26 protein-coding genes are annotated in these 26,811 nt (G+C 54.9%); 8 read left to right on the forward strand and 18 right to left on the reverse strand.

The window, feature by feature from the left end; all coding sequences use genetic code 11:
- Window positions 1-2: 2 nt before the first annotated feature.
- Window positions 3-1,304, reverse strand: coding sequence for a 30S ribosomal protein S12 methylthiotransferase RimO (gene rimO, locus CA832_RS13385; protein WP_088342147.1), 1,302 nt, complete (start codon window positions 1,302-1,304; stop codon window positions 3-5).
- A gap of 91 nt (window positions 1,305-1,395) precedes the next feature.
- On the opposite strand from rimO, the gene CA832_RS13390 reads away from it, so the two are divergent.
- Window positions 1,396-2,514: a serine hydrolase domain-containing protein gene (locus tag CA832_RS13390; protein WP_233131821.1), complete on the forward strand. Its 1,119-nt coding sequence runs from the start codon at window positions 1,396-1,398 to the stop codon at window positions 2,512-2,514.
- Between the two features lie 2 nt (window positions 2,515-2,516).
- On the opposite strand, the gene CA832_RS13395 is transcribed toward CA832_RS13390, so the two are convergent.
- The 11 genes from CA832_RS13395 to recR form a co-directional block, all read right to left on the reverse strand.
- Window positions 2,517-4,271 carry an amidase family protein gene (locus CA832_RS13395; RefSeq protein ID WP_233131823.1) on the reverse strand — a complete coding sequence of 585 codons (1,755 nt, stop codon included), beginning with the start codon at window positions 4,269-4,271 and terminating at the stop codon, window positions 2,517-2,519.
- A gap of 63 nt (window positions 4,272-4,334) precedes the next feature.
- Window positions 4,335-5,297 (reverse strand): signal recognition particle-docking protein FtsY, encoded by a 963-nt coding sequence (gene ftsY, locus CA832_RS13400; protein WP_088342150.1) that lies wholly within the window; start codon window positions 5,295-5,297, stop codon window positions 4,335-4,337.
- 126 nt (window positions 5,298-5,423) lie between these two features.
- Window positions 5,424-5,576: a DUF4295 domain-containing protein gene (locus CA832_RS13405; protein WP_088342151.1), complete on the reverse strand. Its 153-nt coding sequence runs from the start codon at window positions 5,574-5,576 to the stop codon at window positions 5,424-5,426.
- Window positions 5,577-5,585: 9 nt separating this feature from the next.
- Window positions 5,586-5,768, reverse strand: a complete 183-nt coding sequence (gene rpmG, locus CA832_RS13410) for a 50S ribosomal protein L33 (protein WP_088342152.1) — start codon at window positions 5,766-5,768, stop codon at window positions 5,586-5,588.
- 26 nt (window positions 5,769-5,794) lie between these two features.
- Window positions 5,795-6,031 carry a 50S ribosomal protein L28 gene (gene rpmB, locus CA832_RS13415; RefSeq protein WP_088342153.1) on the reverse strand — a complete coding sequence of 79 codons (237 nt, stop codon included), beginning with the start codon at window positions 6,029-6,031 and terminating at the stop codon, window positions 5,795-5,797.
- A gap of 71 nt (window positions 6,032-6,102) precedes the next feature.
- A complete protein-coding gene (locus CA832_RS13420) occupies window positions 6,103-7,350 on the reverse strand; it encodes a competence/damage-inducible protein A (protein WP_088342154.1) in 1,248 nt (415 codons plus the stop codon).
- Window positions 7,350-7,688, reverse strand: a complete 339-nt coding sequence (locus CA832_RS13425) for an Hpt domain-containing protein (protein WP_088342155.1) — start codon at window positions 7,686-7,688, stop codon at window positions 7,350-7,352. Before CA832_RS13425 ends, CA832_RS13420 begins: the two co-directional genes overlap by 1 nt.
- Complete coding sequence (locus CA832_RS13430; protein WP_088342156.1) at window positions 7,685-8,299, reverse strand: fumarylacetoacetate hydrolase family protein; 615 nt, start codon at window positions 8,297-8,299, stop codon at window positions 7,685-7,687. Before CA832_RS13430 ends, CA832_RS13425 begins: the two co-directional genes overlap by 4 nt.
- Before the next feature lie 30 nt (window positions 8,300-8,329).
- Complete coding sequence (locus CA832_RS13435; RefSeq protein WP_088342157.1) at window positions 8,330-9,109, reverse strand: 3'-5' exonuclease; 780 nt, start codon at window positions 9,107-9,109, stop codon at window positions 8,330-8,332.
- Window positions 9,110-9,151: 42 nt separating this feature from the next.
- The gene (locus CA832_RS13440) at window positions 9,152-10,498 is read right to left on the reverse strand and encodes a dihydrolipoamide acetyltransferase family protein (protein WP_088342158.1); all 1,347 of its coding nucleotides are present in this window, start codon (window positions 10,496-10,498) and stop codon (window positions 9,152-9,154) included.
- A gap of 77 nt (window positions 10,499-10,575) precedes the next feature.
- Window positions 10,576-11,202, reverse strand: coding sequence for a recombination mediator RecR (gene recR / locus CA832_RS13445; RefSeq protein ID WP_088342159.1), 627 nt, complete (start codon window positions 11,200-11,202; stop codon window positions 10,576-10,578).
- A gap of 172 nt (window positions 11,203-11,374) precedes the next feature.
- Here recR and CA832_RS13450 point away from each other — a divergent pair, with 172 nt between their 5' ends.
- Complete coding sequence (locus tag CA832_RS13450) at window positions 11,375-12,850, forward strand: sodium:solute symporter (protein ID WP_088342160.1); 1,476 nt, start codon at window positions 11,375-11,377, stop codon at window positions 12,848-12,850.
- On the opposite strand, the gene CA832_RS13455 is transcribed toward CA832_RS13450, so the two are convergent.
- Window positions 12,844-13,212 carry a CoA-binding protein gene (locus tag CA832_RS13455; protein WP_088342161.1) on the reverse strand — a complete coding sequence of 123 codons (369 nt, stop codon included), beginning with the start codon at window positions 13,210-13,212 and terminating at the stop codon, window positions 12,844-12,846. The genes CA832_RS13450 and CA832_RS13455 overlap by 7 nt on opposite strands.
- A 320-nt stretch (window positions 13,213-13,532) precedes the next feature.
- Between CA832_RS13455 and CA832_RS13460 the strand changes: the two genes are divergently transcribed.
- A complete protein-coding gene (locus CA832_RS13460; protein ID WP_088342162.1) occupies window positions 13,533-15,989 on the forward strand; it encodes an outer membrane beta-barrel family protein in 2,457 nt (818 codons plus the stop codon).
- 129 nt (window positions 15,990-16,118) lie between these two features.
- On the opposite strand, the gene CA832_RS13465 is transcribed toward CA832_RS13460, so the two are convergent.
- Window positions 16,119-17,126 (reverse strand): 3-oxoacyl-ACP synthase III family protein, encoded by a 1,008-nt coding sequence (locus CA832_RS13465; protein ID WP_088342163.1) that lies wholly within the window; start codon window positions 17,124-17,126, stop codon window positions 16,119-16,121.
- Between the two features lie 204 nt (window positions 17,127-17,330).
- Between CA832_RS13465 and CA832_RS13470 the strand changes: the two genes are divergently transcribed.
- Entirely contained in the window at window positions 17,331-19,784 is a 2,454-nt protein-coding gene (locus CA832_RS13470; protein ID WP_088342164.1) for a S9 family peptidase, read from the forward strand.
- On the opposite strand, the gene CA832_RS13475 is transcribed toward CA832_RS13470, so the two are convergent.
- Both CA832_RS13475 and CA832_RS13480 read right to left on the reverse strand, forming a co-directional pair.
- Entirely contained in the window at window positions 19,745-21,082 is a 1,338-nt protein-coding gene (locus CA832_RS13475; protein WP_088342165.1) for an ABC1 kinase family protein, read from the reverse strand. The two genes, CA832_RS13470 and CA832_RS13475, sit on opposite strands and share 40 nt — an antisense overlap.
- Entirely contained in the window at window positions 21,079-21,747 is a 669-nt protein-coding gene (locus CA832_RS13480; RefSeq protein ID WP_233131826.1) for a TetR family transcriptional regulator C-terminal domain-containing protein, read from the reverse strand. The genes CA832_RS13475 and CA832_RS13480 overlap by 4 nt, the downstream gene beginning before the upstream one ends.
- A gap of 346 nt (window positions 21,748-22,093) precedes the next feature.
- Between CA832_RS13480 and htpG the strand changes: the two genes are divergently transcribed.
- Both htpG and CA832_RS13490 read left to right on the forward strand, forming a co-directional pair.
- Complete coding sequence (gene htpG, locus CA832_RS13485; RefSeq protein WP_088342166.1) at window positions 22,094-23,980, forward strand: molecular chaperone HtpG; 1,887 nt, start codon at window positions 22,094-22,096, stop codon at window positions 23,978-23,980.
- 115 nt (window positions 23,981-24,095) lie between these two features.
- Entirely contained in the window at window positions 24,096-24,449 is a 354-nt protein-coding gene (locus tag CA832_RS13490; RefSeq protein WP_088342167.1) for a DoxX family protein, read from the forward strand.
- 4 nt (window positions 24,450-24,453) lie between these two features.
- Here the strand turns inward: CA832_RS13490 and CA832_RS13495 are convergent, their stop codons facing one another.
- Together CA832_RS13495 and CA832_RS13500 are read right to left on the reverse strand one after the other, a co-directional pair.
- Window positions 24,454-24,852: a hypothetical protein gene (locus tag CA832_RS13495; protein ID WP_088342168.1), complete on the reverse strand. Its 399-nt coding sequence runs from the start codon at window positions 24,850-24,852 to the stop codon at window positions 24,454-24,456.
- On the reverse strand, window positions 24,842-25,426 hold the full coding sequence (locus tag CA832_RS13500; RefSeq protein ID WP_088342169.1) for an RNA polymerase sigma factor: 585 nt from the start codon (window positions 25,424-25,426) through the stop codon (window positions 24,842-24,844). Before CA832_RS13500 ends, CA832_RS13495 begins: the two co-directional genes overlap by 11 nt.
- A gap of 124 nt (window positions 25,427-25,550) precedes the next feature.
- Here CA832_RS13500 and CA832_RS13505 point away from each other — a divergent pair, with 124 nt between their 5' ends.
- Entirely contained in the window at window positions 25,551-25,898 is a 348-nt protein-coding gene (locus CA832_RS13505) for a DUF6249 domain-containing protein (RefSeq protein ID WP_088342170.1), read from the forward strand.
- Between the two features lie 239 nt (window positions 25,899-26,137).
- Window positions 26,138-26,776: an MOSC domain-containing protein gene (locus CA832_RS13510; protein WP_088342171.1), complete on the forward strand. Its 639-nt coding sequence runs from the start codon at window positions 26,138-26,140 to the stop codon at window positions 26,774-26,776.
- Window positions 26,777-26,811 lie beyond the last annotated feature (35 nt).

Consider the following 26,811-nt stretch of genomic DNA (forward strand, 5'->3'; position numbering starts at 1 on the left):
ACCTATTCCACCACCCCGTAAAGGTCATAATCCGTGGCTTCTGTGATGCGGACAGTGGCAAAATCCCCAACCCTCAGATACGCCGATCCGGCCGGGATACGCACCTCATTGTCCACGTCCGGGGAATCGTATTCCGTCCTGCCCACATAGTGGTCCCCTTCCTTGCGGTCTATAATACACTTGAGACGCTGCCCGATGCGCTTCTGGTTGGCTTCCCAGGAAATACGCGCCTGCAGTTCCATAACCGCATTGGCCCGTTCCTGTTTTACTTCCGCCGGGACATCGTCTTCCAGCCCAAAGGCATGGGTATTCTCCTCATGGCTGTAGGTGAAACAGCCCAGGCGGTCGAACCGGGTGCGTTCCACCCAATCCATAAGGGTTTGGAAATCCGCCTCTGTCTCCCCCGGATACCCTACTATCAGGGTGGTACGGATGGCCATCTCCGGAACGGCCTCGCGGAAGTCCGCCAATAGTTTCTCGGTCCGGGCCTGGGTGGTCCCGCGGCGCATACTTCTCAGGATGGGATCGGAAATATGCTGGAGAGGGATATCGATATAGTTGCAGACCTTGGGCTCTTCCCGCATCACCTGAAGGACATCCATGGGGAAGCCCGCCGGAAAGGCATAATGCAGCCGGATCCAGTCGATCCCCTCTATCCTGGCCAGTTCCCGCAGCAGGCGGGCCAGGGCCCGTTCGCGATAGAGGTCGAGGCCGTAATAGGTCAGGTCCTGGGCAATTAGGATGAGTTCTCGCACGCCTTTGGCCGCCAGTTGACGGGTTTCCTCCACCAATTCCTCCACCGGCTTGCTCCGGTGCTTGCCCCGCATCAGCGGGATGGCACAGAAGGAGCAGGGGCGGTCGCACCCCTCAGCGATTTTCAGGTATGCGTAGTGGGAAGGGGTAGTAGTCAGCCGCTCCCCTACCAATTCGTGCCGGTAATCGGCCCCCAGGGCCTTAAGCAGCCGGGGCAGGTCCCGGGTGCCGAAATAGGCATCCACATTGGGGATTTCCTTTTCCAGGTCCGGCTTGTAGCGCTCGCTCAGGCAACCGGTCACAAAAACCTGGTCTACCAACCCATCTTCCTTGCGCTGCACGTAATCCAGGATGGTGTTGACGCTTTCCTCCTTGGCATTGTCGATAAACCCACAGGTGTTGATCACCACGATATTGCCCTCGCCTTCGTGGACCACGTCTTTGTTGCCGGCCTTGAGTTGCCCCATCAGGACCTCAGAATCGTACAGATTCTTGGAGCACCCGAGGGTGACGACATTGATGCGGTTCCGTTTACTGGATTTGGTGCGCATATAGCTTACAATGAGGGCGCAAAGGTACAAACTTAAGCGTGTATTGCGCATAGGGGCAGACGAATTTGCCGCGCCCGGACGTTATAGGGCTATGAAGCACTCATACTTTTATCAGAAGTCCGTTAGAATGTTCCTGGCCGGGGTTTTGTGCCTGGGGTTATCACAGGCCTGCTCCAACGATGCCGAACCCGTCCCGGACATGCCCGACCCCGTTTCCCAACCCTATTTTCCTTCTGATGACCCGGGGGTAGTATGGGAAACCCTCTCCCCTTCGAATCTGGGGTGGGATGCCGATGCGGGCATGGCTCTTGACGAATTCCTGGAGGAGAGCGGCACCAAGGCATTTATCATCCTTGTGGGAGGGCGCATGGCCCGGGAAACCTATTTTGGCACCTTCACCCAAGACAGTGTCTGGTACTGGGCCTCTGCGGGTAAAACGCTCACCGCATTCACCGTTGGCCAGGCCCGGGAAGACGGCCTGCTACAGCTGGAGGACCAGACCTCAGAGTACTTAGGGGAAGGTTGGACTGCCGGGGCCCTGCAGCAGGAAAACCTTATTACCATAGGTCACCAATTGCGCATGACCACGGGACTTAATGAACTATTCTTCGACTGCGTGGAACCCGATTGTCTCCGCTACCTTGCCAATGCCGGAACCCGCTGGGCCTACCACAACGGACCCTATACGCTATTGGAGTCCGTAGTATCGGCTGCATCCGGGGAAACATGGAGTGCCTACTTCAACCGTAAACTGCGGGACCCTATCGGGATGGATGGCTTCTGGAGAAGTACCAATGGAAAAAACAATGTCTATTTCAGTACGGCAAGGAGTATGGCCCGTTTCGGGTGGCTGGTTCTAAATAAGGGCACCTGGGGGGAGCAGGTTATCCTCTCCGACCGGGCTTATCAACAAGCTATGCTGACACCTTCCCAGAACCTGAACCGATCCTACGGGTACCTATGGTGGCTCAACGGCCAGCCGGGTTATATGCTTCCGGGCTCCCGTGAAGGTTTTGACGGACCTTTATTTCCCGACGCCCCGGAGGACATGGTGGCAGGGTTGGGTAAAAATGACCAGAAACTCTACCTGGTCCCTTCCATGGACCTGGTGGTGATCCGGATGGGCAATGATGCCGGGGCCAATCAGGCAGGGCCCTCAAGCTACGACAATACCCTTTGGCAACACCTGAATGCCTATTTGCGGCTTTAAACTTAATCTGTGTACCCCTGCGGCATTTGCCGAAAAGGACCCAGGGCTTCAAAGCCTGCCCCGTACCGGAGCAGCTCCAACTCCTGAAAACGGCGGGCGATAAACGTCAGGTTGGCCGGTTGGCCGTCCGGGCGGTATCCCATGGGTACCCCCAGGGCCGGGTATCGGGCCACGGCGGCCAGCCCGGCGTGCTGGTTGTTGACGCTCAGGACAGCGTGCACCCCTTCCTGGAAAGCCCCTTCGAAAAATCCCATACCGAGGCGCTGCAGCCGTCTGCGGAGCACCGGCAAGCTGTCTGCCGGGGTGGTGTCGGCAAGGATTCCCTCAAGCCGTCCTTGTCCGTATGGCGCGCGCAGCAGGCTGTCCTCCCGGTTAAAAGCAATTACGTCTGCCACCGAGGCAACCGGAACGGCAGCCGTATCCCGGACCCGGTCAGACAGGTACTGCGGCAAATCCTGCCGCATATCCCCGTTCAGGAGTTGGGTAAACCCTTCCAACTCGGTATCCGGAGGGGTAAACGGTACGATCTGCGCCCCGGCGGCTCGCAGGGCATCCACGGCCACTCGGTAGAGGCTATCCGACTCCAGTAAGGATTCGAAAACCCCGAACCGCAACCCGGCCAGGGAGGTATCTTCCGGGAGGTACCACTGGCCCTCATACTGGGCATTGACCGATTTGGTATCCTGCTCGTCGTATCCCATCATGGCATCCAGGAGGATCCCGGTATCCGAAACAAAACGGGTCATGGGGCCAGGGGTATCCAGGGTCCCGGAGATGGGGACAATCCCGGTCCGGCTCAACACGCCCACAGTAGGCTTCAGACCCACCACCGAATTCTGGCCCGAAGGGGAAAGGATGGATCCCGAAGTCTCAGTCCCTACCGCTGCAATGGCATAGCCGGCGGCGATAGCTGTTCCACTGCCCGAGCTGGAGCCCCCGGTTTCGAACTGGCGCCTGCCGTAAGGGTTCAGGGTTTGCCCGCCTATGGCGCTGTAACCCACGGGGCATCCGGAACAGAAATAATAGGCCCACTCGCTCAGGTTGACCTTCCCCAGGATAACAGCCCCTTTTCCCTTCAGTTGTTGTACGATAAAGGCATCTTCAGGGGTATGGTCCGCAAGGGCAAGGGCCCCGGCCGTGGTGGGCATCCCCTCGGTATCGATGTTGTCCTTGAGCAATACGGGCATCCCGAAAACCGGGTGGCGCGGGGCCCCCGGGTTGGCGGCCAGCAGGCTGTCGGAGCGACGTGCCTGGGCAATGGCCTCAGGGTTCAGTGCCAAAATGGTATTGAGGTAGGTATCCCGGTTTAGTTCGTACCTGTAGATACGGGAGAGGAAAAACAGGGTTAGTTCCTCGTACGTATAAAGCCCGCCCCGGATATCCTCCTGGATTTCCGGGATACTGCGAGGCAGAACCCAGTCCCGAAGCTGTTCATACCGCTGCGGGTCCAGAGCTTTGGAAGCTCCTGCCAGGGGTTCGAAAATCGTATTCTTATCGCTTATCCGGGATTGGATAAGCTTATAGCGCATCCTGGCAATGGGGTGGTCCCGGTTTGCTTCCAGCTCGGGCCCCTGGTCGTAGGGCTCCCAAAGGGAAGGGGCCTGGGTTGTTTCTGGTGGGATTACCTCAGGGGTATCGGGTACTTCCTGTGGCTCAGGGACGGTTTTCACGTCCTGGCAGCCTGACATGATAAGAAATAATACAACGGTAAATACCCCGAGTGCACGAGGTGGAAAGAAGGTGGGTTGGGTTTTCATATCCCGGGTTTTTAGGTGAAAGCTGCCAGCGCCTCCCACTGCAACCCGGAACCATCCCCGGTATCAGCTTTTGGCCTGGAAAAACGAATCTACGAATTCGTATTTATTAAAGACCTGTAAATCTTCAAGTCCTTCCCCAACGCCAATGTATTTCACCGGAATCTGGAACTGGTCGGAAATCCCGATTACCACTCCCCCTTTGGCGGTACCGTCCAGCTTGGTAATAGCCAGAGCATTGACCTCGGTTGCCTGGGTAAATTGGCGGGCCTGTTCGAAGGCATTCTGGCCTGTAGACCCATCCAGAACCAGCAAAACCTCATGGGGCGCGTCCGGGATCACTTTCTGCATCACCCGCTTTACCTTGGAGAGCTCGTTCATCAGGTTTACCTTGTTGTGTAACCGCCCGGCCGTGTCCACCAGGACCACATCGGCCCCCTGGGAAACCGCCGAGGTCAGGGTATCGAAAGCCACCGACGCCGGGTCGCTGCCCATCTTCTGCTTTACGATGGGGACCCCTACCCTTCCGGCCCAGATCTCGAGTTGCTCAATAGCAGCCGCCCGGAAGGTATCCGCAGCTCCCAATACGACATTTTTACCTTGTAACTTAAACTGGTGGGCCAGTTTACCAATGGTGGTGGTCTTGCCTACCCCGTTTACCCCCACTACCATAATGACATAGGGGCCTTCCACCTCGGGCAGTTGGAGTTCCGAGGCCTCCCCGGACTCCGTTTCGGACAGCAACCCGGCTATTTCTTCACGCAGGATGCGGTCCAGCTCTTCGGTGCCCAGGTACTTGTCCCGGGACACCCGGGCTTCGATCCGCTCGATGATCTTCAGGGTGGTATTGACCCCCACATCGGACCGTACCAGCACTTCTTCCAGTTCGTCCAGCACCTGGTCGTCTACCTTGGACTTGCCGACCACGGCCTTACTCAGCTTGGAGAAAAAACTCGTGCTGGACTTCTCCAGGCCCTTGTCCAGGGTTTCCTTCTTATCCGAGGAAAAGATTTTCTTGAATAAACTCATGGGGTCTCAGGATGGGATGTAAAGATAGGATATTCTTAAAACCCGGGTTGGGGTAAAAAACGCAAAAAGGCAGTCATAAAAAAAGCCTTCCCGGGGGAAGGCTTTGACTTGTATACGTGGCCGGTCTTATTTCTGGGACAGCCATTCGTTAACTAACTCGGGTGCCATTACCGCTTCTACGAAGGTGTAGGCTCCGGACTTAGGGGATTTTACCATCTTGATGGCCTTGGTGAGCCTCTTGGAAGAGGATTGCAGTGTTGCTACGGTTTTCTTAGCCATGGTTCGAAATTATTTAATTTCCTTATGTACGGTCATACGCTTGAGGATCGGGTTGAATTTCTTCAATTCCATCCGGTCCGGCGTGTTCTTCTTGTTCTTGGTGGTGATATACCGGGAAGTTCCGGGCATCCCGGACTCCTTGTGCTCGGTGCACTCGAGGATCACCTGTACTCTGTTGCCTTTCTTTGCCATCTTCGCGTTGCTTTAGGGGCGGGTGGTTACTGAAGGATTCCCTTTTGCTTTGCTTCTTTCAGCACCGCGGAAATCCCCTTCTTGTTGATCGCTTTCAAAGCCTTTGCAGAGACCTTCAGCGTAATCCAGCGGTCTTCCTCAGGGATGTAGAACCGCTTTTTGGAAAGGTTTACGTCAAACCTTCTTTTGGTCTTATTGATGGAAAAAGAAACATTGTTCCCGAATTGGGCCTTTTTCCCGGTGAGTTCGCAGACTTTGGACATAGCGCTACACTTCTTGGTTCAAAACAGGCTGCAAATTTACAGCATTTTTAGCGTACCCGCAAACTTCTTATTCAGATTTTCAGGATTTCCCTGTGAAGCATTTCAAATGCCTTATGCACAGCCTTTTGGACAATCCGTTCCCGGTGGTTGCCCATGGTGAATTTTTCCGAAATGGTGCCCCCTGGTCCGGCTATGGCCAGGTACACGGTCCCGATAGGCGCATCGGAATCCCCTTTAGCAGGACCGGCATTCCCCGTCGTGGCAATGGCGAAGTCGGATTGCAAGGATGCCCGCACCCCGTTCGCCATGGCTTCGGCTACCGGGCCACTTACCACGGAATGCGCCTCCACCAGTTCCCGGGGTACCCCCAAAAAATCGGTTTTAACATCAGTGGCGTAACTTACTACGCTGCCCCGGAAATAGGCAGAGGCTCCGGGGACTGCCGTAATTTGAGCCGCAAGGCGCCCACCGGTAAAGCTTTCAGCCGTGGACAGGGTGAGGCCCTTTCGCGTTAAGATTTTACCCAGGGTTTCTTCCAGGGCCTCCCCGTCCTCCTCGGCGTGCAGGATATCCGACAGCGCCTCCCGGAGAGTTACCAGGTAGGATTCCAGTTCCGCCTCTAGGGCCTTTAAGTCCGTCCCTTTTATGGAGAGCCGCAGGCGCACCTTTCCCAGGTTGGGGAGGTAGGCCAGCTTCATGTGCCCGGGCAGGGCGTCTTCCCAAGCCTCAATCCTGTCGGCAATGGCACTTTCGCCCAGACCATAGGTAATGAGGGTGCGGTAGAGGAGCACAGGACGGGTGAAGGTCTCGGTGATTTTGGGGATCACATGGTTCTGGAACAGGGCCTTCATCTCGTAGGGCACGCCTGGGAGGGAGACAAAGACCGCCTTTTTGCCCTGCATCCACATCCCGGGTGCGGTACCATAGGCATTGTGAAGCACGGTGGCCCGCGACGGTACCAGGGCCTGCCGCCGGTTGATCTCCGAAATCGGGGTCTTGATAAACCTTCGGAAAAGGGACTCCACATGGGCCAAAACCGCGGGGTCCGATACCAGGTGGTCTCCCAGGAATTCGCAGAGCGTGTGTTTGGTAATATCGTCCTTGGTAGGGCCCAGCCCCCCGGTGAGTACCACCAGGTCTGCGCGTGCCTCCGCCTCCTCCAGGGCCTTGAGGATATGCGCCCTATCGTCCTGAACGGAGCTGATCTGGTACACGCTTACCCCGATCTTATGCAGTTCGGCAGCGATATACGCCGAGTTGGTATCTACGATTTGGCCAATGAGGATCTCGTCGCCAATCGTGATAATCTCAGCATTCATCAAATACCGAAATCATTGGAAAGCTCGCCAATCACCTGTTCCACGTCACGTTTGAGCAACGGAAACCGCTCGCGGATGACGGACATATTGCCCTCGCTCTTACCCAGGGTTTCGATTTCCAACGCTACGGCGCGGGTTTGCTCCATCCCCAGAAGATCCACATTGGGCTTGATCTTGTGTGCCAGTTTATAAACCTGGTCGTAGTTCGCGGCCTCAATAGCCTGCTCCAGGTCTTTCAGGTCCTGCGGTACCTCTTCCAGGAACACGGAAATCACGGACTGAACGAAGTCCATGTCCCCCTCAGCCATTTCATTGATTTTATCGAGATTGTAAATCATCCTTTGACATTTAAAGAAAACAGGGGCTTGCCCTCGAGGTACCCCACAAGGTAATCATTTGGCGCAACCCGTCCAACCCCCTCCGGGGTACCGGTAAAAATGATATCCCCTTTTTTCAGGGTAAAGAAAGTGGAGATATAGGCGATGAGTTCATCGATCTTCCAAAGCATCAGTGAGGTATCCCCGCGCTGAACCTGCTCCCCGTTCTTCTCCAGGACAAAATTCAGGTGCTCCCGACCGGCAAACTGCTCCTTGGGCACCCACTCCCCGATGACGGCCGCCCCGTCGAAGCCTTTGGCCTTCTCCCAGGGCAGGCCCTTTTCTTTAAGGCGGGACTGGAGGTCCCGTGCCGTAAAATCGATCCCCACGGAAAAAGCATCGTAATAGGTTGGGGCAAACCTGGGGTCTATATGTTTGCCCACCTTGCAGATGCGCACCAACAGCTCTGCCTCGTAGTGGACGTCATCCGAAAACTCCGGAATGTAAAAATCCTGCTCCCGCGGCAGGATGGCCGAATCCGGTTTGATAAACAACAAGGGTTCCTCCGGGCGTTCGTTCTGGAGTTCTTCGATGTGGGCCGTGTAATTGCGGCCTATGCAAATAAGTTTCATAGTACAGGTACCCCGAGGGGATATCCGGGCTTACGCGCCGGGGTTTTCGTTAAACGACTCCAGTTTGATCTGCGTCAGGACTTTCTTGGTATATAGGGGAAAGTCCGCGTTGAGGATCCACCCGAAATACCCGGGTTCCTGCTGCAGGACCTCGGTTACCTTGCGTCCCTTGTGCTTCCCGAAAGAGAATATCGGGTCCCCGTTCTCGTCCCTTAAGATAAACCCGGCAAAATCTACCGTATCCTTATGGGAGGAGAATGCAGCCAGGGCCTTGATGTTGTTCTCCAGTTCCGGGTACCGCTCCAGTTGGGCCAGCAAGACCTCGTAAGTGGCTTCGGTATCGGCCTGGGCACTGTGGGCGTTGCTCAGATCTTTATCGCAGTAGAATTTATACGCAGCTTCCAGGGTGCGCTTCTCCATCTTGTGGAAGATGGTTTGCACGTCTACGGCCACGGCAGATTTCATGTCGAAATTCATCCCCGCACGGAGGAGTTCCTCGGCCAGGAGCGGGATATCGAATCGGTTGGAGTTGAACCCCGCCAGGTCGCACCCCCGTATCATTTGGTGGATTTCGCTGGAGAGGACTTTAAATGTGGGCTCCCCGGCGACTTTTTCGTCCGTAATCCCATGGATGGCGCTTGCCTCTTCGGGTATGGGTACCTCCGGGTTTACCAGCCAGGTCCTGCTCTCCTTGTTCCCGTTGGGATAGACTTTAAGGATGGAAATCTCCACAATCCGGTCTGTGGCGATATTGGTCCCTGTGGTTTCCAGGTCGAAAAAGCAGATAGGTTTGGTCAGATTCAGTGCCATGGTTCACATTTGGGCCGGGTGCATGGATGCCCCCGATTGTATTTATATTTCCCGGTTGATATCCCAGGATTCCAGGTAGTCGGCCACGGCCTTTACGAACATCCCGCCAAGAGCGCCGTTCACCACCCGGTGGTCGTAACTGTGGGAAAGGAACATCTTGGACCGGATTCCAATAAAGTCGCCCTCCGGGGTTTCGATTACCGCTGGCATTTTCCGAATTGCCCCAAGGGCCAGGATCCCTACCTGGGGCTGGTTGATGATAGGGGTTCCGAATACGCTGCCAAAGGTCCCCACGTTGGTTACCGTGTAGGTGCCGTCCTTAATCTCGTCGGGCTTCAGTTCGCCCTTCCGGGCCCGGGCTGCCAGGTCGTTTACGGCCCGTGCCATGCCCACCAGGTTGAGTTGGTCAGCATTCTTGATGACCGGGACAATCAGGTTGCCATCGGCCAGGGCCGCGGCCATGCCCAAGTTTATATTTTTACGCCGGATGACGTTGTCTCCGTCTACAGAGATATTCATCATCGGGTACTTTTTAAGCGCCATCGCCACGGCCTCCATAAAGATGGGCGTAAAAGTGAGCTTTTCCCCTTCCCGTGCCTGGAAGGCATCCTTGACCTTGTCGCGCCATTGCACCACCTGGGTTACATCCACTTCCACAAAGCTCTGGACATGGGCGGAAGTCGCCACGCTTTCTGCCATGTGTTTGGCGATGAGTTTGCCCATGCGCGTCATGGGGATGACCTCATCACCCTGGCCTGCAACGGCTGTCACAGCCGGGGCAGCCTTGGGTGCAGGGGAAGCCTGGGCGGCAGGCGCAGGCTCCGGTGTGGCTGGGGGAGCCGCAGCGGGCTTAACCGGTTGCGCACCCCTGTTTTCGATATACGTCAGCATATCCTGTTTGGTTACCCTTCCTTCTTTTCCGGTTCCCGGAATCCGGTCGAGTTCCTCCTGCCCTATGCCCTCCTGCCGGGCCATATTGCGGACCAGGGGGGAATAAAACCGCTCCGAAGTCGAGGCCGGAGCCGCGGTCGGGTCCGGGGTCACGGTCTGGCGAACAGCCGTTATTTCCTTTTCAACAACCGCTGCAGTCTGGGCCGCGGCAGGTTCCGGTACCTGGGTGACTTCGGCCTTTTCCGGCTGTGCCGCACCTCCGGTTTCAATTACGGCTACCACCTGGCCCACCTGGATGACGTCGTCTACTTCGAATCGCTTTTCCACCAGGACCCCGTCTACCTCGCTGGGTACCTCGGAGTCCACCTTGTCCGTGGCAATCTCGAAGACCGCTTCATCGGCTTCGATGGTATCGCCCACTTCCTTGAGCCAGGCGGTAAGGGTAGCCTCTGCCACACTCTCGCCCATTTGCGGTAATTTCAATTCGAATTTTGACATATTCTCAAATTCAGACCGGATGCGTGATTAATTTTTGCAAAAATAACAAAATATCGTCCGTTTTATTGTGCTATTTTTTATTCCTCCGATTGTTTTAGGGAGCCTTCGAAGGGAACGCGTTGTAAAATAGACCTGCCCAGGGTCACCTCGTCGGCATATTCCAGTTCGTCTCCCACCGGAATGCCCCGCGCAATGGTAGTAAGGCGGATGGGAAGCCCTTCCAGCTGGCGGGAGATATAAAAGTTAGTAGTATCCCCTTCCATAGTAGCACTCAGGGCAAAAATGATTTCTTTGGGCTCCCCGCCCCGCGCCCGGGAAACAAGAGAGGCGATGGTAAGGTCGTGGGGGCCTACTCCTTCCATAGGGGAGATCTTGCCCCCCAGTACATGGTACAGCCCGCGGTACTGGCCCGTGTTTTCGATGGCCATGACATCGCGAATGTCCTCTACCACGCAAAGGGTTTGGCGCTCCCTCTTGGGGCTGCTGCAAATGGCACATACCTCCTGGTCCGAAATATTGTGGCATTCCCCGCAGTAGCGCACCTGCTCCCGGAGTTCGAGCAATGCTTCCGAAAGACGACGCGCCTGGCCTTCCGGCTGGCGGAGCAAATGAAGCATAAGTCGCAGGGCCGTCCGCTTGCCGATCCCAGGCAGCAAGGCTACTTCATCGACTGCGCGCTGGAGCAGTTTTGAGGCGATTTCCATAGGGCAAAATTACAAACACCCCGGGAGTTTTCAGCGCTTGGGCCTGAATTTCGTTAAAGATGCCCTCTGGCAGCCAGACCCGCTTCCGGGCCGGTTCCCATAATCTATCTGAAGTTTTGTACTTTGGACGCTCCACAGCGACCCATATAAAAGAGGCGCTACAAAGGACCCTATGACGGCATTTCACATCCTTTTGCTCATTGGCGGGTACTTCTGCCTGCTGTTGCTGATTTCCTATTTCACCGGCAAGAATGACTCCAATGACGACTTTTTCCAGGCAGGCCGCCAATCCCCCTGGTACCTGGTGGCTTTCGGCATGATTGGCGCATCGCTTTCCGGGGTGACCTTTATCTCGGTCCCGGGCTGGGTCCAGAGTTCGCAATTCAGCTACATGCAGGTGGTCTTTGGTTACCTGGCCGGCTACCTGGTAATTGCCTGGGTTCTGTTACCGCTGTATTACCGCCTCGGGGTGACCTCCATTTACGAGTACCTGGACCAGCGCTTCGGAAACACCAGTTACAAGGTAGGGGCCATTTCATTTTTTATCTCCCGCGTGCTGGGTGCGGCATTCCGGCTTTTCCTGGTGGCCATTGTCCTGCAGCAATTTGTGTTCGACGCCTGGGGCGTTCCCTTCGAGCTTACCGTGATTTTATCCATCCTGCTGATATGGGTGTATACCTTCAGGGGTGGTATCAAGACCATTGTCTGGACCGACACCCTCCAAACCCTTTTTATGCTGCTGGCGGTGGGCCTCTCCATTTACTTTATCAACCAGAGCCTGGGGTGGGACCTGGCAACATTCCTCACCTCGGAAGAACTCAAACAGTACAGCCAGGTTTGGTTTACCGAATCCCTCGCCGAGCGGAACCACGTATTGAAATCCTTCCTGGGAGGCATGTTTATCACCATTTGTATGACGGGCCTGGACCAGGACATGATGCAAAAGAACCTCACCTGCAGGAACCTGGGCGAGGCCAAGAAGAATATGGTTTCCTTTAGCCTGGTCCTGGTCGTGGTAAAGTTTTTCTTCCTGTTGCTCGGGGCGCTCCTCTTTATCTATGCCGAGCGCTTTCAGATTGCCACCCCCTTAATGGACGGCTCCCCGAAAACCGATTTACTCTTCCCGGAAATCGCTCTTAACAGCGGCCTGGACCCCATAGTGGGGATTACCTTTATGCTGGGGCTTATTGCCGCTGCCTACAGCAGCGCAGACAGCGCCCTGACCTCGCTCACCACCTCTTTTTGCGTGGATTTCCTCCAGATCCGCAAACACCCGCAAGACAAGCAGAAAGCTTTGCGCAAAAAAGTCCACCTGGGCATGAGCGCCCTGTTGGTGGTCGTGGTAATCCTCTTTAAATATGTGCTGGACCGCAATGTGATAGACGGACTGCTTACGGTTGCCACCTACACCTATGGCCCGCTTCTGGGGCTCTTTGCCTTTGGCATCCTGACCCCCTACGCCCTGCACGACAAATGGGTAGGTGTGGTTGCCCTGATGGTGATCGGGGTGGTGGTCCTTTTGGTAAACCTGCAACAGACCCTACTGGGGGGGTACCAGTTCGGGTATGAACTCCTGCCCATCAACGGGCTGCTTACCTTCCTTGCCCTATTGCTGATCCGCAGGAAAACCCGCTCCGACCTTCAGTAAGTGCCGGTAGCCAGCATGACCAGGGTACAGGCTTCCACTACTTCCACGCCTGCCGCTTCCCATTTGGGGTAAGTCTCCGGGCTTTCGGCCCCCGGGTTAAAAATAACCCGCCTGGGCCGCAGACCAATTAACCGTTCCGTAAAGGGTTTCAGCAAGGAGGGGCGCATGTAAATGGTTATGGTATGAACCCCTTGCACATCATCTAAATTTGATGTAATTTTCAGGTTATAGGCGGTTCCCTCAACCAAACCAAAACCCATTGCCTCAAATCCTCTGTCCGACAGGCTTTTCATAGCCATATTACTATATCGTTGAGGTTTCAGGGAAGCTCCGAAGACAAGCGTTTTATCCGTTTTTAACATGTATGGCGTTAAATACTGTTAAGCGGTGTAACACAGATGGGAATCGTCCGTCTGTTACTATACTATTGCAAAGATACAATCATTGGTAACGCTGTATTTTTTGTAGTTAATGGTTAGTGTTTAGTATAGCCTACCAATGAAAGAAACCCCGCACCCGGATTCCGGTGTTGCGGGGTTTCGTATTTGTAAATACCTGTTTTCGTTAATGTTGGCACCCTGCCTCAGGTAGGGCGAATGTTAAAAGATACCGATACTGTAACATTCCCCCTGGGCGCTCGTCTTGTCAATAACATCATCAATCAATCAAAAAACGAACTGTCATGACTACCTGCCTTCGCGGGGTGGCGCTCTTTTTGTGTGCCCTGCTTACCCTATCTGCATCCCTCCCGGACCCGGAGACTGACCTTAAAGTTGGAAGTGTTACCGGGACTGTTATAGATCAAAGCCTCAAACAACCGGTAGCCTACGCCGCCGTGGTGGTGAAACAGGCTTCGGATTCTACCGTCGTAACCGGCGGCATCACCGAAGACAGCGGCACCTTCACAATCGAAAAGCTCCCGGAAGGCAGCTTTGTGCTGGAAGTCCAGTTTATCGGGTACAGGACCTACAAGGAATCCTTCACCATTACCCGGGGCCAGAAGAAGGTCGAACTCGGCACCATTACTCTGGAAGAAGAGGCCACGGCTTTGAGCGGGGTTGAAGTGGTTGCCGAACGCACCACCATCGAACAAAAGGTAGACCGCAAGGTGATCAATGTGGGGAAAGACCTCACCACCGCAGGGGCTACGGCCTCGGACATCATGAACAACATTCCTTCGGTTAACCTCGACCAGCAGAGCGGGGAGATTACCATGAGGGGAAATGCCAATGTCCGCGTCATGGTGGATGGTAAATTATCGAATGTACCGGTGGCCCAGTTGCTCCGGCAAATCCCCTCCACGGCTATCAAGTCGATTGAGCTGATCACAAACCCTTCGGCCAAGTATAACCCGGAAGGCATGAGCGGGATTATCAATATTGTCCTGCATAAAAACGCCAACATCGGTTTTAACGGAAACCTGAACATGGGTCTGACCAAAGGCCTGGAGGCGAAGTTCAACAATTCCCTGGACCTGAACTACCGCAACGGTAAATTCAACCTCTATGGCAATGCCGGCACCAATATCGGCAAATGGGTAAACGACGGGGAGCTCAACCGGCTGGAAGAAAACTCCATCCAGCAAATCGATGTGCTTTCCAACAACAAATCCTACCTCTATAAGGTAGGGGTTGACTTTTACCTGAACGACCACAATACCTTGTCTTTCTTCACCAACCAGAATTATTTCGACGGCCGCTTCCGGGTAGATACCGATGTCCTTTATCCGGATAACCCTAACCTGAACCTGGGCCAGCTGCTGTTGAGCGATTCGGAAAACCACTCCCAGCAGTACAACTTCGATTACAAACTAGCCTTTGGCAAGGAAGGACATGGCCTGGAACTGGAGGTGGACCATAACCTTTTTGAAAGCGAGGAAGATGCGGACTTCAATCTGAGCGGGGCCTATCCCTTCCCGGATTACGCCGATTTCGTGGATACCGAACGCACCCAGACCACCGTCAACCTGGACTACACCAACCCGGTGGATTCCCTCTCGAGGGTGGAACTTGGGGTGCAGGCGCGCCTATTCGGCACCGACACCGATTACGCCTCCACCGGGTTCTCCTATAACGCTCAGGGAGATCTGGTCCCAACCCCCACTACCGCCTTCGAATACGACATGGACATCTATTCCGCCTATGCCACCTACAGCCGGAATGCGGGCAAATGGTCGTATCAGGTGGGCCTTCGGGTAGAAAATGTGGAAGTCCAGGCAGACACCAACCAGGTAAGGGCCTTCACCGACCGGTATACGGAGTTCTACCCCTCCGGTTTTGTCACCTTTGCGCCTAATGAGAAAGACCAGCTTCAACTCAGCGTGAGCCGGCGGGTAGATCGGCCCGGGCTTTCCCAGGTAAACCCTATCCGGGAGTTTTCCACCCCGCTGATCTCTTCCTTCGGGAACCCGGCCCTTTTGCCCCAGTTCACCTTCTCCTATGAACTGAACTACACACGCCGCTTTAAGCTGGGCAGTCTTACAGCCGGGGTCTTTTACCGGACCATCACCGACGAGATCAACCGCGCCCTGTTCCTGGACCGGCTGGACCTGAACCGTATTGTGCTGTCCTTCGATAATTTCGACGACACCAACGCCTTCGGCGTGGAGCTCTCCTCCAACCTCAAACCGCTTTCCTGGTGGAGCATCAACGCGAGTTTCGACCTCTATAACCAAACCCAGCGGGGTTTCAGCGAAAGCCTTCCCCCCGGCCTGGCTAACCCGGGGGTGGACGACATCCAGACCCAAACCATCTCGGTGGAGAACACCGCCTGGAACCTCAGGGTAAACAACAGCCTGAAAGCCACTAAACAGTTAACCTTCCAGATCTTCGGGTTTTACCGCGGGCGCAACCGGACCCTGCAGTTCCAGCAGGAGCCTATCTATTTTATCAATACCGGGGCGCGCTATTCCTTTGCCCAGGGGAAAGGCACTTTGAGCCTGAATGTGAATGATGTCTTTAACTGGATGCAGGCGGAGATCTCGGCCGGGCAGCCCATCCCGCAGGAGGGCGTCTTTACCTGGGAGAGCCGCACCCTCTACCTGGGGCTGGCCTATCGGTTTGGCAGCGGCAAAAACAGGGCCTTATCCCGCAAACGCCGGGACAACGACACCAAAGAAGGCGGGGGAGGCTTATTCTAAGCGTATAGGCAGGCGCGTTAAGGGAATGGGTTGGTTGACCCTTTCGCGCACAGCCTGAAGGGAACCCTGGCCTCCATGGCCGGGGTTCCTTATTTTATGGAAGTACTGGGCGGATTGTTAACGAGTGGACTACCAGCGAATAATAACGCTGCCCCAGGTAAAGCCGCTTCCAAAAGCCGCGAGGACTACCAGATCGCCCTTCTTTACATGGCCCTGTTCCCAGGCCTCCGTCAGGGCAATGGGGATACTCGCTGCGGTGGTATTCCCATACCGCATGATATTGTTGTACACCTGGTCGTCTGCGAGGCCGAATTTCTTCTGGATGAATTGGGAAATGCGCAAATTAGCCTGGTGCGGGATCAGCAGGTCGATGTCGGATTTGTCCAGGCCATTGGTCTTAAGCCCTTCCATAATGACCTCGCTAAAGCGCACCACGGCGTTCTTAAACACAAATTGCCCGTTCATATACGGGTAATAGGAAGTATCCTCCGGGTCGTTGTCTTTGAGGATGTCCGTGACCCACCGTTTACCCATGCCCGGGGCTATAAGTGACAATTCCTCGGCATGCTGGCCTTCGCTGTGGAGGTGGCTGGAGAGGATCCCTTTTTTAGGGTCCTCCTCCCGAGTAAGGACTACTGCCCCTGCCCCGTCTCCGAAGATCACGGAAACCCCGCGGCCGCGCGTGGTCATATCCAACCCACCGGAATGCAGCTCGGAACCGATGACCAGGACATTGCGGTACATCCCCGTCTTGATGTACTGGTCTGCCAGGGATATGCCGTATACAAAGCCCGAGCACTGGTTGCGGATATCGATGGCCCCCACGGTAGGGAGGTCAAGGTCCCGCTGCACCAGAACCCCAGGGCCGGGAAAATAGTAATCCGGGCTCAGGGTGGCAAAGACAATAAAGTCGATCTCGTCCTTGTCGATCCCTGCCCGCTCGATGGCTATCCGGGCTGCCTTCACACCCATGGTAGTAGTGGTCTCCGAACCGCCAACCACATGGCGGCGCTCCACGATCCCGGTGCGTTCCTGAATCCACTCATCGTTGGTATCCATGAGTTTGGACAGGTCGTGGTTGGTCACCACATTTTCGGGCACGAAAAATCCCATGCCGCTAATCCTAGAATTGTACATGATCTTGCCGTTTGGTTATGGGGGTATGTCCGCGAAGGGAAATACCCGCACCTAAAATACCGATTAATGCCGTCTCGACCTAAAATAGTCCCGGAAAATCGCAGCGGAAATCGGCAACTACGGGTTTCATTACGGGCAAAAGTTAGTATCTTGAAAAGCTGTTATCGACAACAATCGATCCTGTACAAACCAAAACCTTAAGCCATGACCAAAAGGTTGTTTTTCATCCTGCTTTTAGTCGCCTCGGGCATCCAGGCCCAGACCCGCCTGGGGTACCAGACCCCGCCGGAACCCATCCGCCAATTGGCTGACGCCTCCATGCCCCCCTGGGTGTGGACCACCCAATCCGGCGAGCATATGATTTTGCTTTACAGGGACACCTACAAAAGCATCGAGGAATTATCCCAGCCGGAACTTCGTCTGGCGGGCCTTCGGATTAACCCGAAAACCAATATCGGCAGCCGCACCACTTTTTATAAAAACCTGAAGGTAAAATCGCCGGATGCGCGCGAACCACGTCAGGTGAGTGGGCTCCCCGGGACTCCCCGGCTTTCCAACTTCCGCCTTTCCCCGGACGAAACCCAGCTGGCCCTGACCCATACCGGACCCGAGGGGGTGGAGCTCTGGGTGGTGGAGCTGGCCAGTGCCAAAGCCCGCAGGCTTTCCGCGGGACCGCTCAATGCCAATATGGGGAACCCCATCCAGTGGTTTAAAGACAGCGGCTCCCTTTTGGTCAAGATGCTTCCCGGGGACCGCCAACCCCTGGTGGACCGGGCCGAAAAGGTACCCGAAGGGCCAACAGTTTCCACCAACGATGGCAAAAAAGCGCAAAACAGGACCTATCAGGACCTGATCAAAAACCCGGATGACGCCTTTAATTTCGAGCAGCTGGCCCGTTCTGAACTGCACCGGGTGGGCCTGGATGGCAACAGCAAGCTGTGGAAGGAGGCCGCCCTGTACCGGGGGCTTAACTTTTCGCCTGACGGGTCCTACCTGCTGGCGGTGACCGTGGAAAAACCGTTTTCCTACCTGGTACCCTATACCCGGTTCCCTTCCCGGACGGCCATCTATACCCGGGAGGGTCAGGAGGTAACCACCCTGTTGGAAGTCCCGCTTATTGAGGACCTGCCCAAGGGCTTTATGGCGGTGCGGGAAGGCATGCGGGAAATAGGCTGGCGGCACGACAAGCCCGCCGCCCTGGTCTATGTAGAGGCCCTGGACGGGGGCGATCCCGCACGGGAAGTTCCGTTCCGGGATGCGGTATACACACTGGACGCGCCCTTTAAAGGGCCAGGCACGTTGTTGGTGCAGGTACAGAACCGTTTTGACGCGATATACTGGAGCGACGGGGACTGGGCCGTGGTTACGGATTACTGGTTTAACACCCGCAATACCAAGAGCTACCGTTTTGACCCGGCTAACCCGGGCAAAACCCCCGCCCTGCTCTCGGACCGGAATTACCAGGACCGCTACAGCGACCCCGGGGAGTGGGCCATGACCCGCAATCGCTTCGGGGAGGAAGTCCTGGCACGGGACCGCAACGGCCATGCCTTCCTGCTGGGGGAAGGCTTCAGTGAAGATGGCCAGGTTCCGTTTGTGGACCGGGTGAATCTGCAGACCCTTGAAAAACAAAGAATCTACCAGTCCCGCATTCCCGGGAAGATGGAAACCCTCCTGGAGTACGAACCCCTGGAAGACCGGTTGCTGACACGCATAGAATCGCCATCGGAATACCCGAATTATTATGAGAAAAGCCTGGTCCGTCGCAAAGGGCCCATGCAACTGACCTTTTTTGAAAATCCGTATGCCTCCCTGGCCCAGGTCCACAAGGAAGTGATAACCTACCCCAGGGAAGACGGCCTGGAACTCAGTGGCACGCTTTACCTCCCTGCGGGATACGACCCCGCCTCCGGGGAGAAACTGCCCATGGTGTTGTGGGCCTACCCAAGGGAATACAAGGACAAGAACAGCGCCTCCCAGAACACTTCCAACCCGAATGAATTTACTTATCCGTCCTGGGGGTCTCCCATCTATTGGGTTACCCGGGGGTACGCCGTCCTGGACGGCGCAGCCTTTCCCATTATTGGCGAAGGGGACGAAGAGCCCAACGACAGTTTCCGCACCCAACTGGTGGCCAATGCCAGGGCCGCCATCGATGCCGTGGACGCCATGGGGCATATAGACCGCAACCGTGTGGCGGTGGGCGGCCACAGCTATGGGGCCTTTATGGTGGCCAACCTGCTTTCGCACTCCGACCTGTTTGCCGCTGGAATTGCCCGCAGCGGGGCCTACAACAGGACCCTGACCCCTTTCGGTTTTCAGCGAGAGGAACGCAATTACTGGGAAGCCCCGGAGGTATATTACAACATGAGCCCCTTTATGCACGCGGATAAAATGAAGACGCCCCTGCTTTTGATCCACGGGGAGGCCGACAACAATTCAGGGACCTACCCCATGCAAAGCGAGCGTTATTTCAATGCCCTGAAAGGGCTTGGGGCAACCGTAAGGCTGGTCATGCTGCCCAAGGAAAGCCATGGGTACCGCGCCAGGGAAAGCATCCTGCACATGTTGTGGGAACAGGACCAGTGGCTGGAGGCTCACCTGAAACCCGAGACGCCTCAACAGGATCCCTTGCCCGGGCCTGTGGAGGACAGGTAAGTCCTGAAGCGCGAAACCTGAATACGCGCACGCAGGTCGTGCAGGAGGTTGTACAACCCGAAGAATGTGCGGTTGATGTAGATAAAGTGACGGGAGCCCCTGCTGGCATTGCGGTTCCGGATTTCCGTATCGGAGGCAAAACGGCGGCTCAGGTCGGCAATGCGGCCCCAGAACCCGGGGTCTGAAAAATCGAAAGTCTCCGCCTGGAAGGGCTCGGTAAAGAGTTGCAGCATTTCCCGGAACAGGGCCGTAAAAAAAGCCACCTCCTCCGGGGTATCCCCGGGGGTAAGGATTTCGAGTTCCCGGAGTTTTTCCTCCAGCATAACCGGATTTCCGATATTTTCCGCCTGTGCCAGTTCAAAATAAGGCTTGTAGAATGCTTCGGGGATTTCCTTGACACACCCGAAATCTATGGCGATAAGCGCACCGTCCTCCCCTACCAGGAAATTACCCGGATGCGGGTCGGCGTGGACCAGCCGCAACTGGTGGATCTGGTACATATAGAAGTCCCAAAGCGTTTGCCCCAGACGGTCCCCTTCTTCCCTGGAATAGGGCCCCTTCACAAATTCCCCCAGATGGACCCCTTCCATCCAGTCCATGGTGAGGATTCGCTCAGAGGACCATTGCGGATAATAGGAAGGGAAGCGCACACCGGGCAGGTGCCTGCACGCCTCGGTTACCGCTTCGGACCGCTTCAGCTCCAGGCAATAGTCCGTTTCCTCCATTAGCTTCTCGGCCACCTCCCGGAAGTACTTCTCGGTTTCCCGGCTGCTGAGGTTAAACATGCGCAAGGCGATGGGGCGTACCAGGGCCAGGTCCGACCCGATGCTGTCGGAAACCCCGGGGTATTGGACCTTCACAGCCAGTTCCCGGCCGTCCTTACGGGCGCGGTGCACCTGGCCAATACTCGCGGCATTGACCGATTCCGGTTCGAAATGGTCGAACAGATCCTCAGGATACTGCTCCAGGGACGCCTGGAATGTCTTCCGCACCAGGGGGGCTGAGAGCGGCGGTACGGAAAATTGCGCCAGGGAAAAGCGCTCTACGTAGGCCTGGGGCAGGAGGTTCTTCTCCATACTCAGCATCTGGGCCACCTTAAGAGCGCTTCCTTTAAGGCGCTTGAGCCCGTCGTAGACATCCTTGGCGTTCTCCTCATCGAGGGAGGTACGGTCCGTCTCGGGATCCAGTAATTTCTGGCCGTAATACTTCAGGTAGTTCCCCCCAAGCTTCACCCCGGTTTGCACCAGCTTACCCGCCCGCTCGAATTTGGTTACCGGGATATGGTCCAGTGTTTTCATACCCGGGTGGCAAAGTGTTCGCGAAACAGGAATTTGCCAAAATCCACCAGCCGCTCTACCGGGGCGGTATCGGCCAGGTCAAAAAAGGTCTGGACGGATTTTTCGATGGCCATATCGGTCTTCTCAAAGCCCCGGGATTCATCCTTCATCCAGAACCGCATCAGAAAAAGCAATTGGAGCCAGAGCCCTTCGGAAACCACCTTGGAGCTGGCCTGGGAGAAGCGTTCTCCCATGTCCGATTGCATTTCAGGAGCCCATTCCTCTTGCAATCCGAGTATTTTCTTCCGGAGCCCGCTGAGTTTTTCGAGCCGTTCCAAGGGCATCCCTCCACCCTGCAGGGCCATTAAAACATAGGACCTGTTAAGGGTGAGTAACTCAAAAAAAGTATAGAAGAAACTAAGCCATTTATCCCTGGGGGTATAGGCTTCGAATCCGGCACCCTTCTCCACCCGTGCCAGGGTCTGGTCGAAGAATGACACCCAAACCGCCCGGTCAAGCGCTTCCAGGGATCCGAACAAGGCGTAGAAATCCGATTCCTCCGCCCCTACATACTTGGTAAAGGCGTAAACCGAAGCCGGGGCCTTTCCCTCTTCAAGACAGTGCATCATGTAGGCAGAGAGGAAATCCTCTGCTGTTTTTGCCGTTGCTTTCTTTTTCGTAGCCATAGCTTATTTTGTTTATGCTAAAGTATATTTTATTAGACATTAATACTGTTAATGCCTCGATAAATTCCATAAAAAAACGTGCTTCCGGAGAGAAAGCACGCTTTTCAAACAACCTAACCAATTAATAAACAAACTGATTACAATCTCAAAACGCTTACTCGTAGCTATCTTGAACTCGAATCATGACAAATATAATAGTGTTTAATTTTATATGCAATTCACTAAACATTATTTTGTGTTAATTTTTTCCCAAACCCTAAACTTGACATCCTTATGCCAGTTTGTCACTCCTGTCTGTCTTGGTATTTTTTTTGTTCATAAGGGACGGAACTAAATGTAATCAGATATGGCCACAGGCAAAATCAATGTATCGGTAGACAATATTTTCCCGCTGATCAAGAAATTCCTTTACAGCGATCATGAGATTTTCCTCAGGGAACTTATTTCCAACGCCACAGATGCTACGCTAAAACTGAAGCACCTGGCGGCTATTGGCGAATCAAATGTGGAATTGGGGGACCCCAAAATTGAAGTTCGGGTAAACAAAGAAGCGAAGACCCTCCACATCATCGACCAGGGGATTGGGATGACCGAGGAGGAAGTAAAAAAATACATTAACGAGGTAGCCTTTTCCGGAGCAGAGGAGTTCCTGGATAAATACAAGGACGCCGGGAAGGATGCCGGGATCATCGGACACTTCGGCCTGGGCTTTTATTCTTCCTTCATGGTAGCCGGCAAGGTGGAGATCAACACCAAGAGCTACCAGGATGCCCCTGCAGTGCACTGGGTCTGCGAGGGCAACCCGGAATTCACCCTCTCCCCTTCGGACAAAACCGACCGGGGAACGGAAATCATCCTCCACATCGCAGAGGATTCCACAGAATTCCTGGAAGAGGGACGGATTCGTGAACTCCTTCTGAAATACAATAAGTTTATGCCGGTGCCCATTAAATTCGGGACCCGTACCGAAACCCTTCCCAAACCCGAAGGCGCCAAGGAAGACGAGCCGGCACCCACCCAGGAGGTAGACGACATCATCAACAACCCCAGGCCGGCATGGACCCAAAAACCTGCGGATCTGGAAGATGCCGACTACCGCAAATTCTACCGGGAGCTTTACCCCATGCAGTTTGAAGAGCCCCTGTTCCACATCCACCTGAATGTGGATTACCCCTTCAACCTGACCGGTATCCTGTACTTCCCCAAACTGACCGGGGAGATGAACCTGCAAAAGGACCGGATCCAGCTGTATCAGAACCAGGTTTTCGTAACGGACAACGTGGAAGGCATTGTCCCCGAATTCCTCACCATGCTGCGCGGGGTCATCGATTCCCCGGACATCCCCCTGAACGTCTCCCGTTCCTACCTGCAGGCAGACGGGGCCGTTAAAAAGATATCGGCCTACATCACCCGGAAGGTGGCAGACAAGCTGACCTCCCTGTTCAAGGAAGACCGCAAAGCTTTTGAAGAAAAGTGGAACGACATCAAGATCGTGATTGAATACGGGATGCTTTCCGAGGAAAAATTCTTCGACAAGGCCGAGGCCTTTGCCCTTTACCCTACTGTAGATGGCACGTTTTACACCTTCGAGGAACTTCAGGAGAAAGTCAAAGACCTGCAGACTGACAAGGACGAGCGCCTGATCCTGCTGTATGCCTCAGACAAGGAGGCCCAGCACTCCTATATAGAAGCAGCCAGGGCCAAGGGCTACGAGGTACTGCTCATGGACAGCCCAATTGTGGCCCACCTGATGCAAAAACTGGAAACCTCCAAAGAGAAACTGTCCTTCGCACGGGTAGACGCAGACCACCTGGACAAGCTTATCGCCAAAGACGAGCCTCAGGTTTCCAAACTTACCGATGAGGAGAAAGAGACTTTTAAAGGCCAGATGGAAGCCGTATTGGGCGAAAACAGCCCATACAACGTGCAGATGGAGGCCATGGACAGCCAGGCGGCACCCTTTATGATTACCGAGCCCGAATTCATGAGGCGGATGAAGGAGATGCAGCAAACCGGAGGTGGCATGTTCGGCATGGGTCACATGCCCGAGATGTACAACCTGGTGGTCAATACCAACCACCCCCTGGTGGGCGAAATCCTAAACACCAGGACAGAGAAGAAGCGGACCCGCCTCATTAACCAGTCCCTGGACCTGGCGCGCCTCTCCAAGGGCTTGTTAAAAGGGGAAGACCTTACCCGCTTTATCAGCCGTAGTTATGAAATGGTGAAATAAATTCCTCCGCCAACAGAAAAAAATCCGCCCCTGAAGGCGGATTTTTTGTCCCCGCTCCTGCCCGATTACGGTCGCAATACTGAGCCTCGCAGTCGGATTGTTTACCTTTATATCTATGACATTATCCTGGCACTACATAGCAATGGCCCTCCTCTATATCGCAGCGGGGCTGGCCCACTGGATCTACCCGAAAATCTATCGCGGGATAATGCCGGGTTGGGTCCCCTGGAAAAAGGCAACAGTACTACTCAGCGGGGTTTTGGAAGTGCTCTTGGGAATCCTGTTGTTTTTTCCTGCCTGGGCACCCTATGCCCTTTACGGTATCATGGCCATGCTGTTGGCCTTCCTTCCGGTACATGGGTATATGTTGCGCCACGCAGACCGTTTCCCGAAAATCCCATATGCCCTGCTGTGGGTTCGCATTCCGCTTCAGGGGGTACTTATGGCATGGGCATGGGCCTACCTGTAACCCTTCAACGCAGCCCCTTGTGTGCATGGTAACGCTGCAACCATACAAACTGGAACAGGGCAAAAACCAACAGGGCCAGCGCACCCCATGCAGCACTATCCGGCACGTCAGGAAGACTAAAATCCGGGGCATTCCACTCTCGAAGCCGCCCAAAGGCCCCTTCCAGGAGCAGATGACGACCCTCGGAAGATCCGGGCATAAACAAATTTGCAAATGTCAGGCCGGCAAGAAGCACCAAAACCCATGTTCTATGCTGCTTCCACCAGGGTATCCGGGTTTGGGTCACCTGCGCCGTTTCCGGTTGGAGCTGTGCCATCACCTTGTCGGTAAACCCTTCAGGGGCTTTTTCCATGGCCTCACCAAGGAGCTCCTTCCATTTCCTGTAATCGTTTTCAGCTTCCATAATCCTGTAGTATTTTCCTGTTGCCTTGGTGGTCAATAAGATCTTTGAGGCGTTTGCGCGCCCGGTGCAAGCGGACTTTTACCGTATTCGGGTGTAATTCCATGACCTCCCCTACCTCCTTTAAGGAGAGTTCCTGCAAGTAGTGCAGGCTTAGTACAGCGCTGTCTTCTGCGGGAAGGCGGTCCATCAGGCAGCGCACTAGGGCACCGCGTTCGGTTCTTACCAGGCCTTGCCAGGTTTCGTTTGCAAACCCTGCTGCGAGGCCTTCCGCAGGCAAATCCGATTCCAGGCGCCTTTTCCGGCCTTCCCGGTCTGCCACGTCCAATACCCGGAAATAGGTAATCCGATACAACCACGTAGAAAATTTGGCATTACCCCGGAACCCGTCCAGGGCTTGATACGCCTTGAGAAAGGCGTCCTGAGCCGATTCTTCTGCCAATTCCCGGTTTCCCAGCATCCGTGCGGCCAGGGTATACACCATGTGGCTGTACCGGTCTACCAGTACGGCATAGGCCCTCCGGTCCCCGCCCAGCACCCTGCGGATGATCTCCATATCGGTTGGTTGTGGCTCCATTCCTCTTATAGGACGGGTAACTACGGGGCCGGGTTACATTTTTTTCAGAATTTCCGTAACCTCCCGTCCAAACCACACGTCAGATGGGCAAAACCAATAATCATCAATCTAAACATTTAAGATCATGGGAGCAGAAGTTTTTATTTTCATTACAATGTTTGCGGTACCCTTCGGAATCGCATACCTCTACTTTACCACGCGCAATAAAGAGCGCCTGGCACTAATTGAGAAAGGGGTGGACGCCACCCTCTTCGACCATGGCAGGAAGGATGCCCCACCTATCTGGAAAGTGCTGATTCTCAACCTCGCCTTGCTGTTGATGGGGATCGGGGCAGGCGTAATGACCGGCGGACTCCTCTCAACCGGCCTGGGCCTGGACGAGGATATCGCCATGCCGGGATCCATCTTCCTGCTAGCGGGTACCGGGTTGCTGGTCGGGTTTTTCCTAACCCGAAAAATGGATAAGTCCTAATGTGCTTATGCAGCATGTGAAAACCGCCTTACGGGCGGTTTTTTTATGTGCTGGGGTGTTGCAGGGTGCGGGGTTAGGTTGTCTGGGTGGGCGGGTGGGGGGCCCCATCCCTCGGATTTAGATTTTTCCGAGGCCCTCGCCCACGTCCTACTGAAACAGCACCTCCTAAATTTGCGACCGGTTGTGTACCTTTAATCCAGACATCTACCGGGGGTGTCCCGGTTCCCAAAGCAAAGCCCATGCAGGTACTCAGCACCAATACAGCCAAACCGGTTACCATCCGCTGGAAAGATAAACCACAAACGACCGGTATTTATAAAATTCCCCAACCGGAAGGGATTTACCTCACTCCGGAAGGTGTCAAAGGGGATACCATCGGAAACCCTAAGGTTCACGGAGACCGTCTAAAGGCTTGTTACCTCTTCAGCACCGGGGAGTATCCGCACTGGAAAGAACGGTATCCGCATCTGGACTGGGGCTTTGGAATCTTCGGGGAGAATCTCTCCGTGGAAGGTCTAGATGAAACCACCCTGCTCATAGGCTCCGAATACCAGGTTGGGGAAGCTCATATCCGTATTACTTCTCCCAGGGAGCCCTGCTTCAAACTTGGGATACGATTTGGCGACCAGGGCATCATAGATCGATTTGTCGGACATGGTAAACCGGGGGCTTATGCAGAAGTCCTCTCACCCGGGCATGTACGTCCCGGAGACACCCTTTCCCTGGTCCGATTTCCGGAAAACAGCATGAGTATTGCCGCCTTCTTCAGGATGCTCTATAGTCCGGTTAAGGACAGGGATTTATTGGAAAAAGCACTGGAGCTGCCCGTACTGTCCACCGACAGCAGCAAGAAGATACGCCGCTGGCTTAAGGAATAAAAAAAGAGGGGGCGCTGCCCCCTCTTTCCCGAATT

Source organism: Robiginitalea sediminis (assembly GCF_002198115.1).
Classification (GTDB): domain Bacteria; phylum Bacteroidota; class Bacteroidia; order Flavobacteriales; family Flavobacteriaceae; genus Robiginitalea; species Robiginitalea sediminis.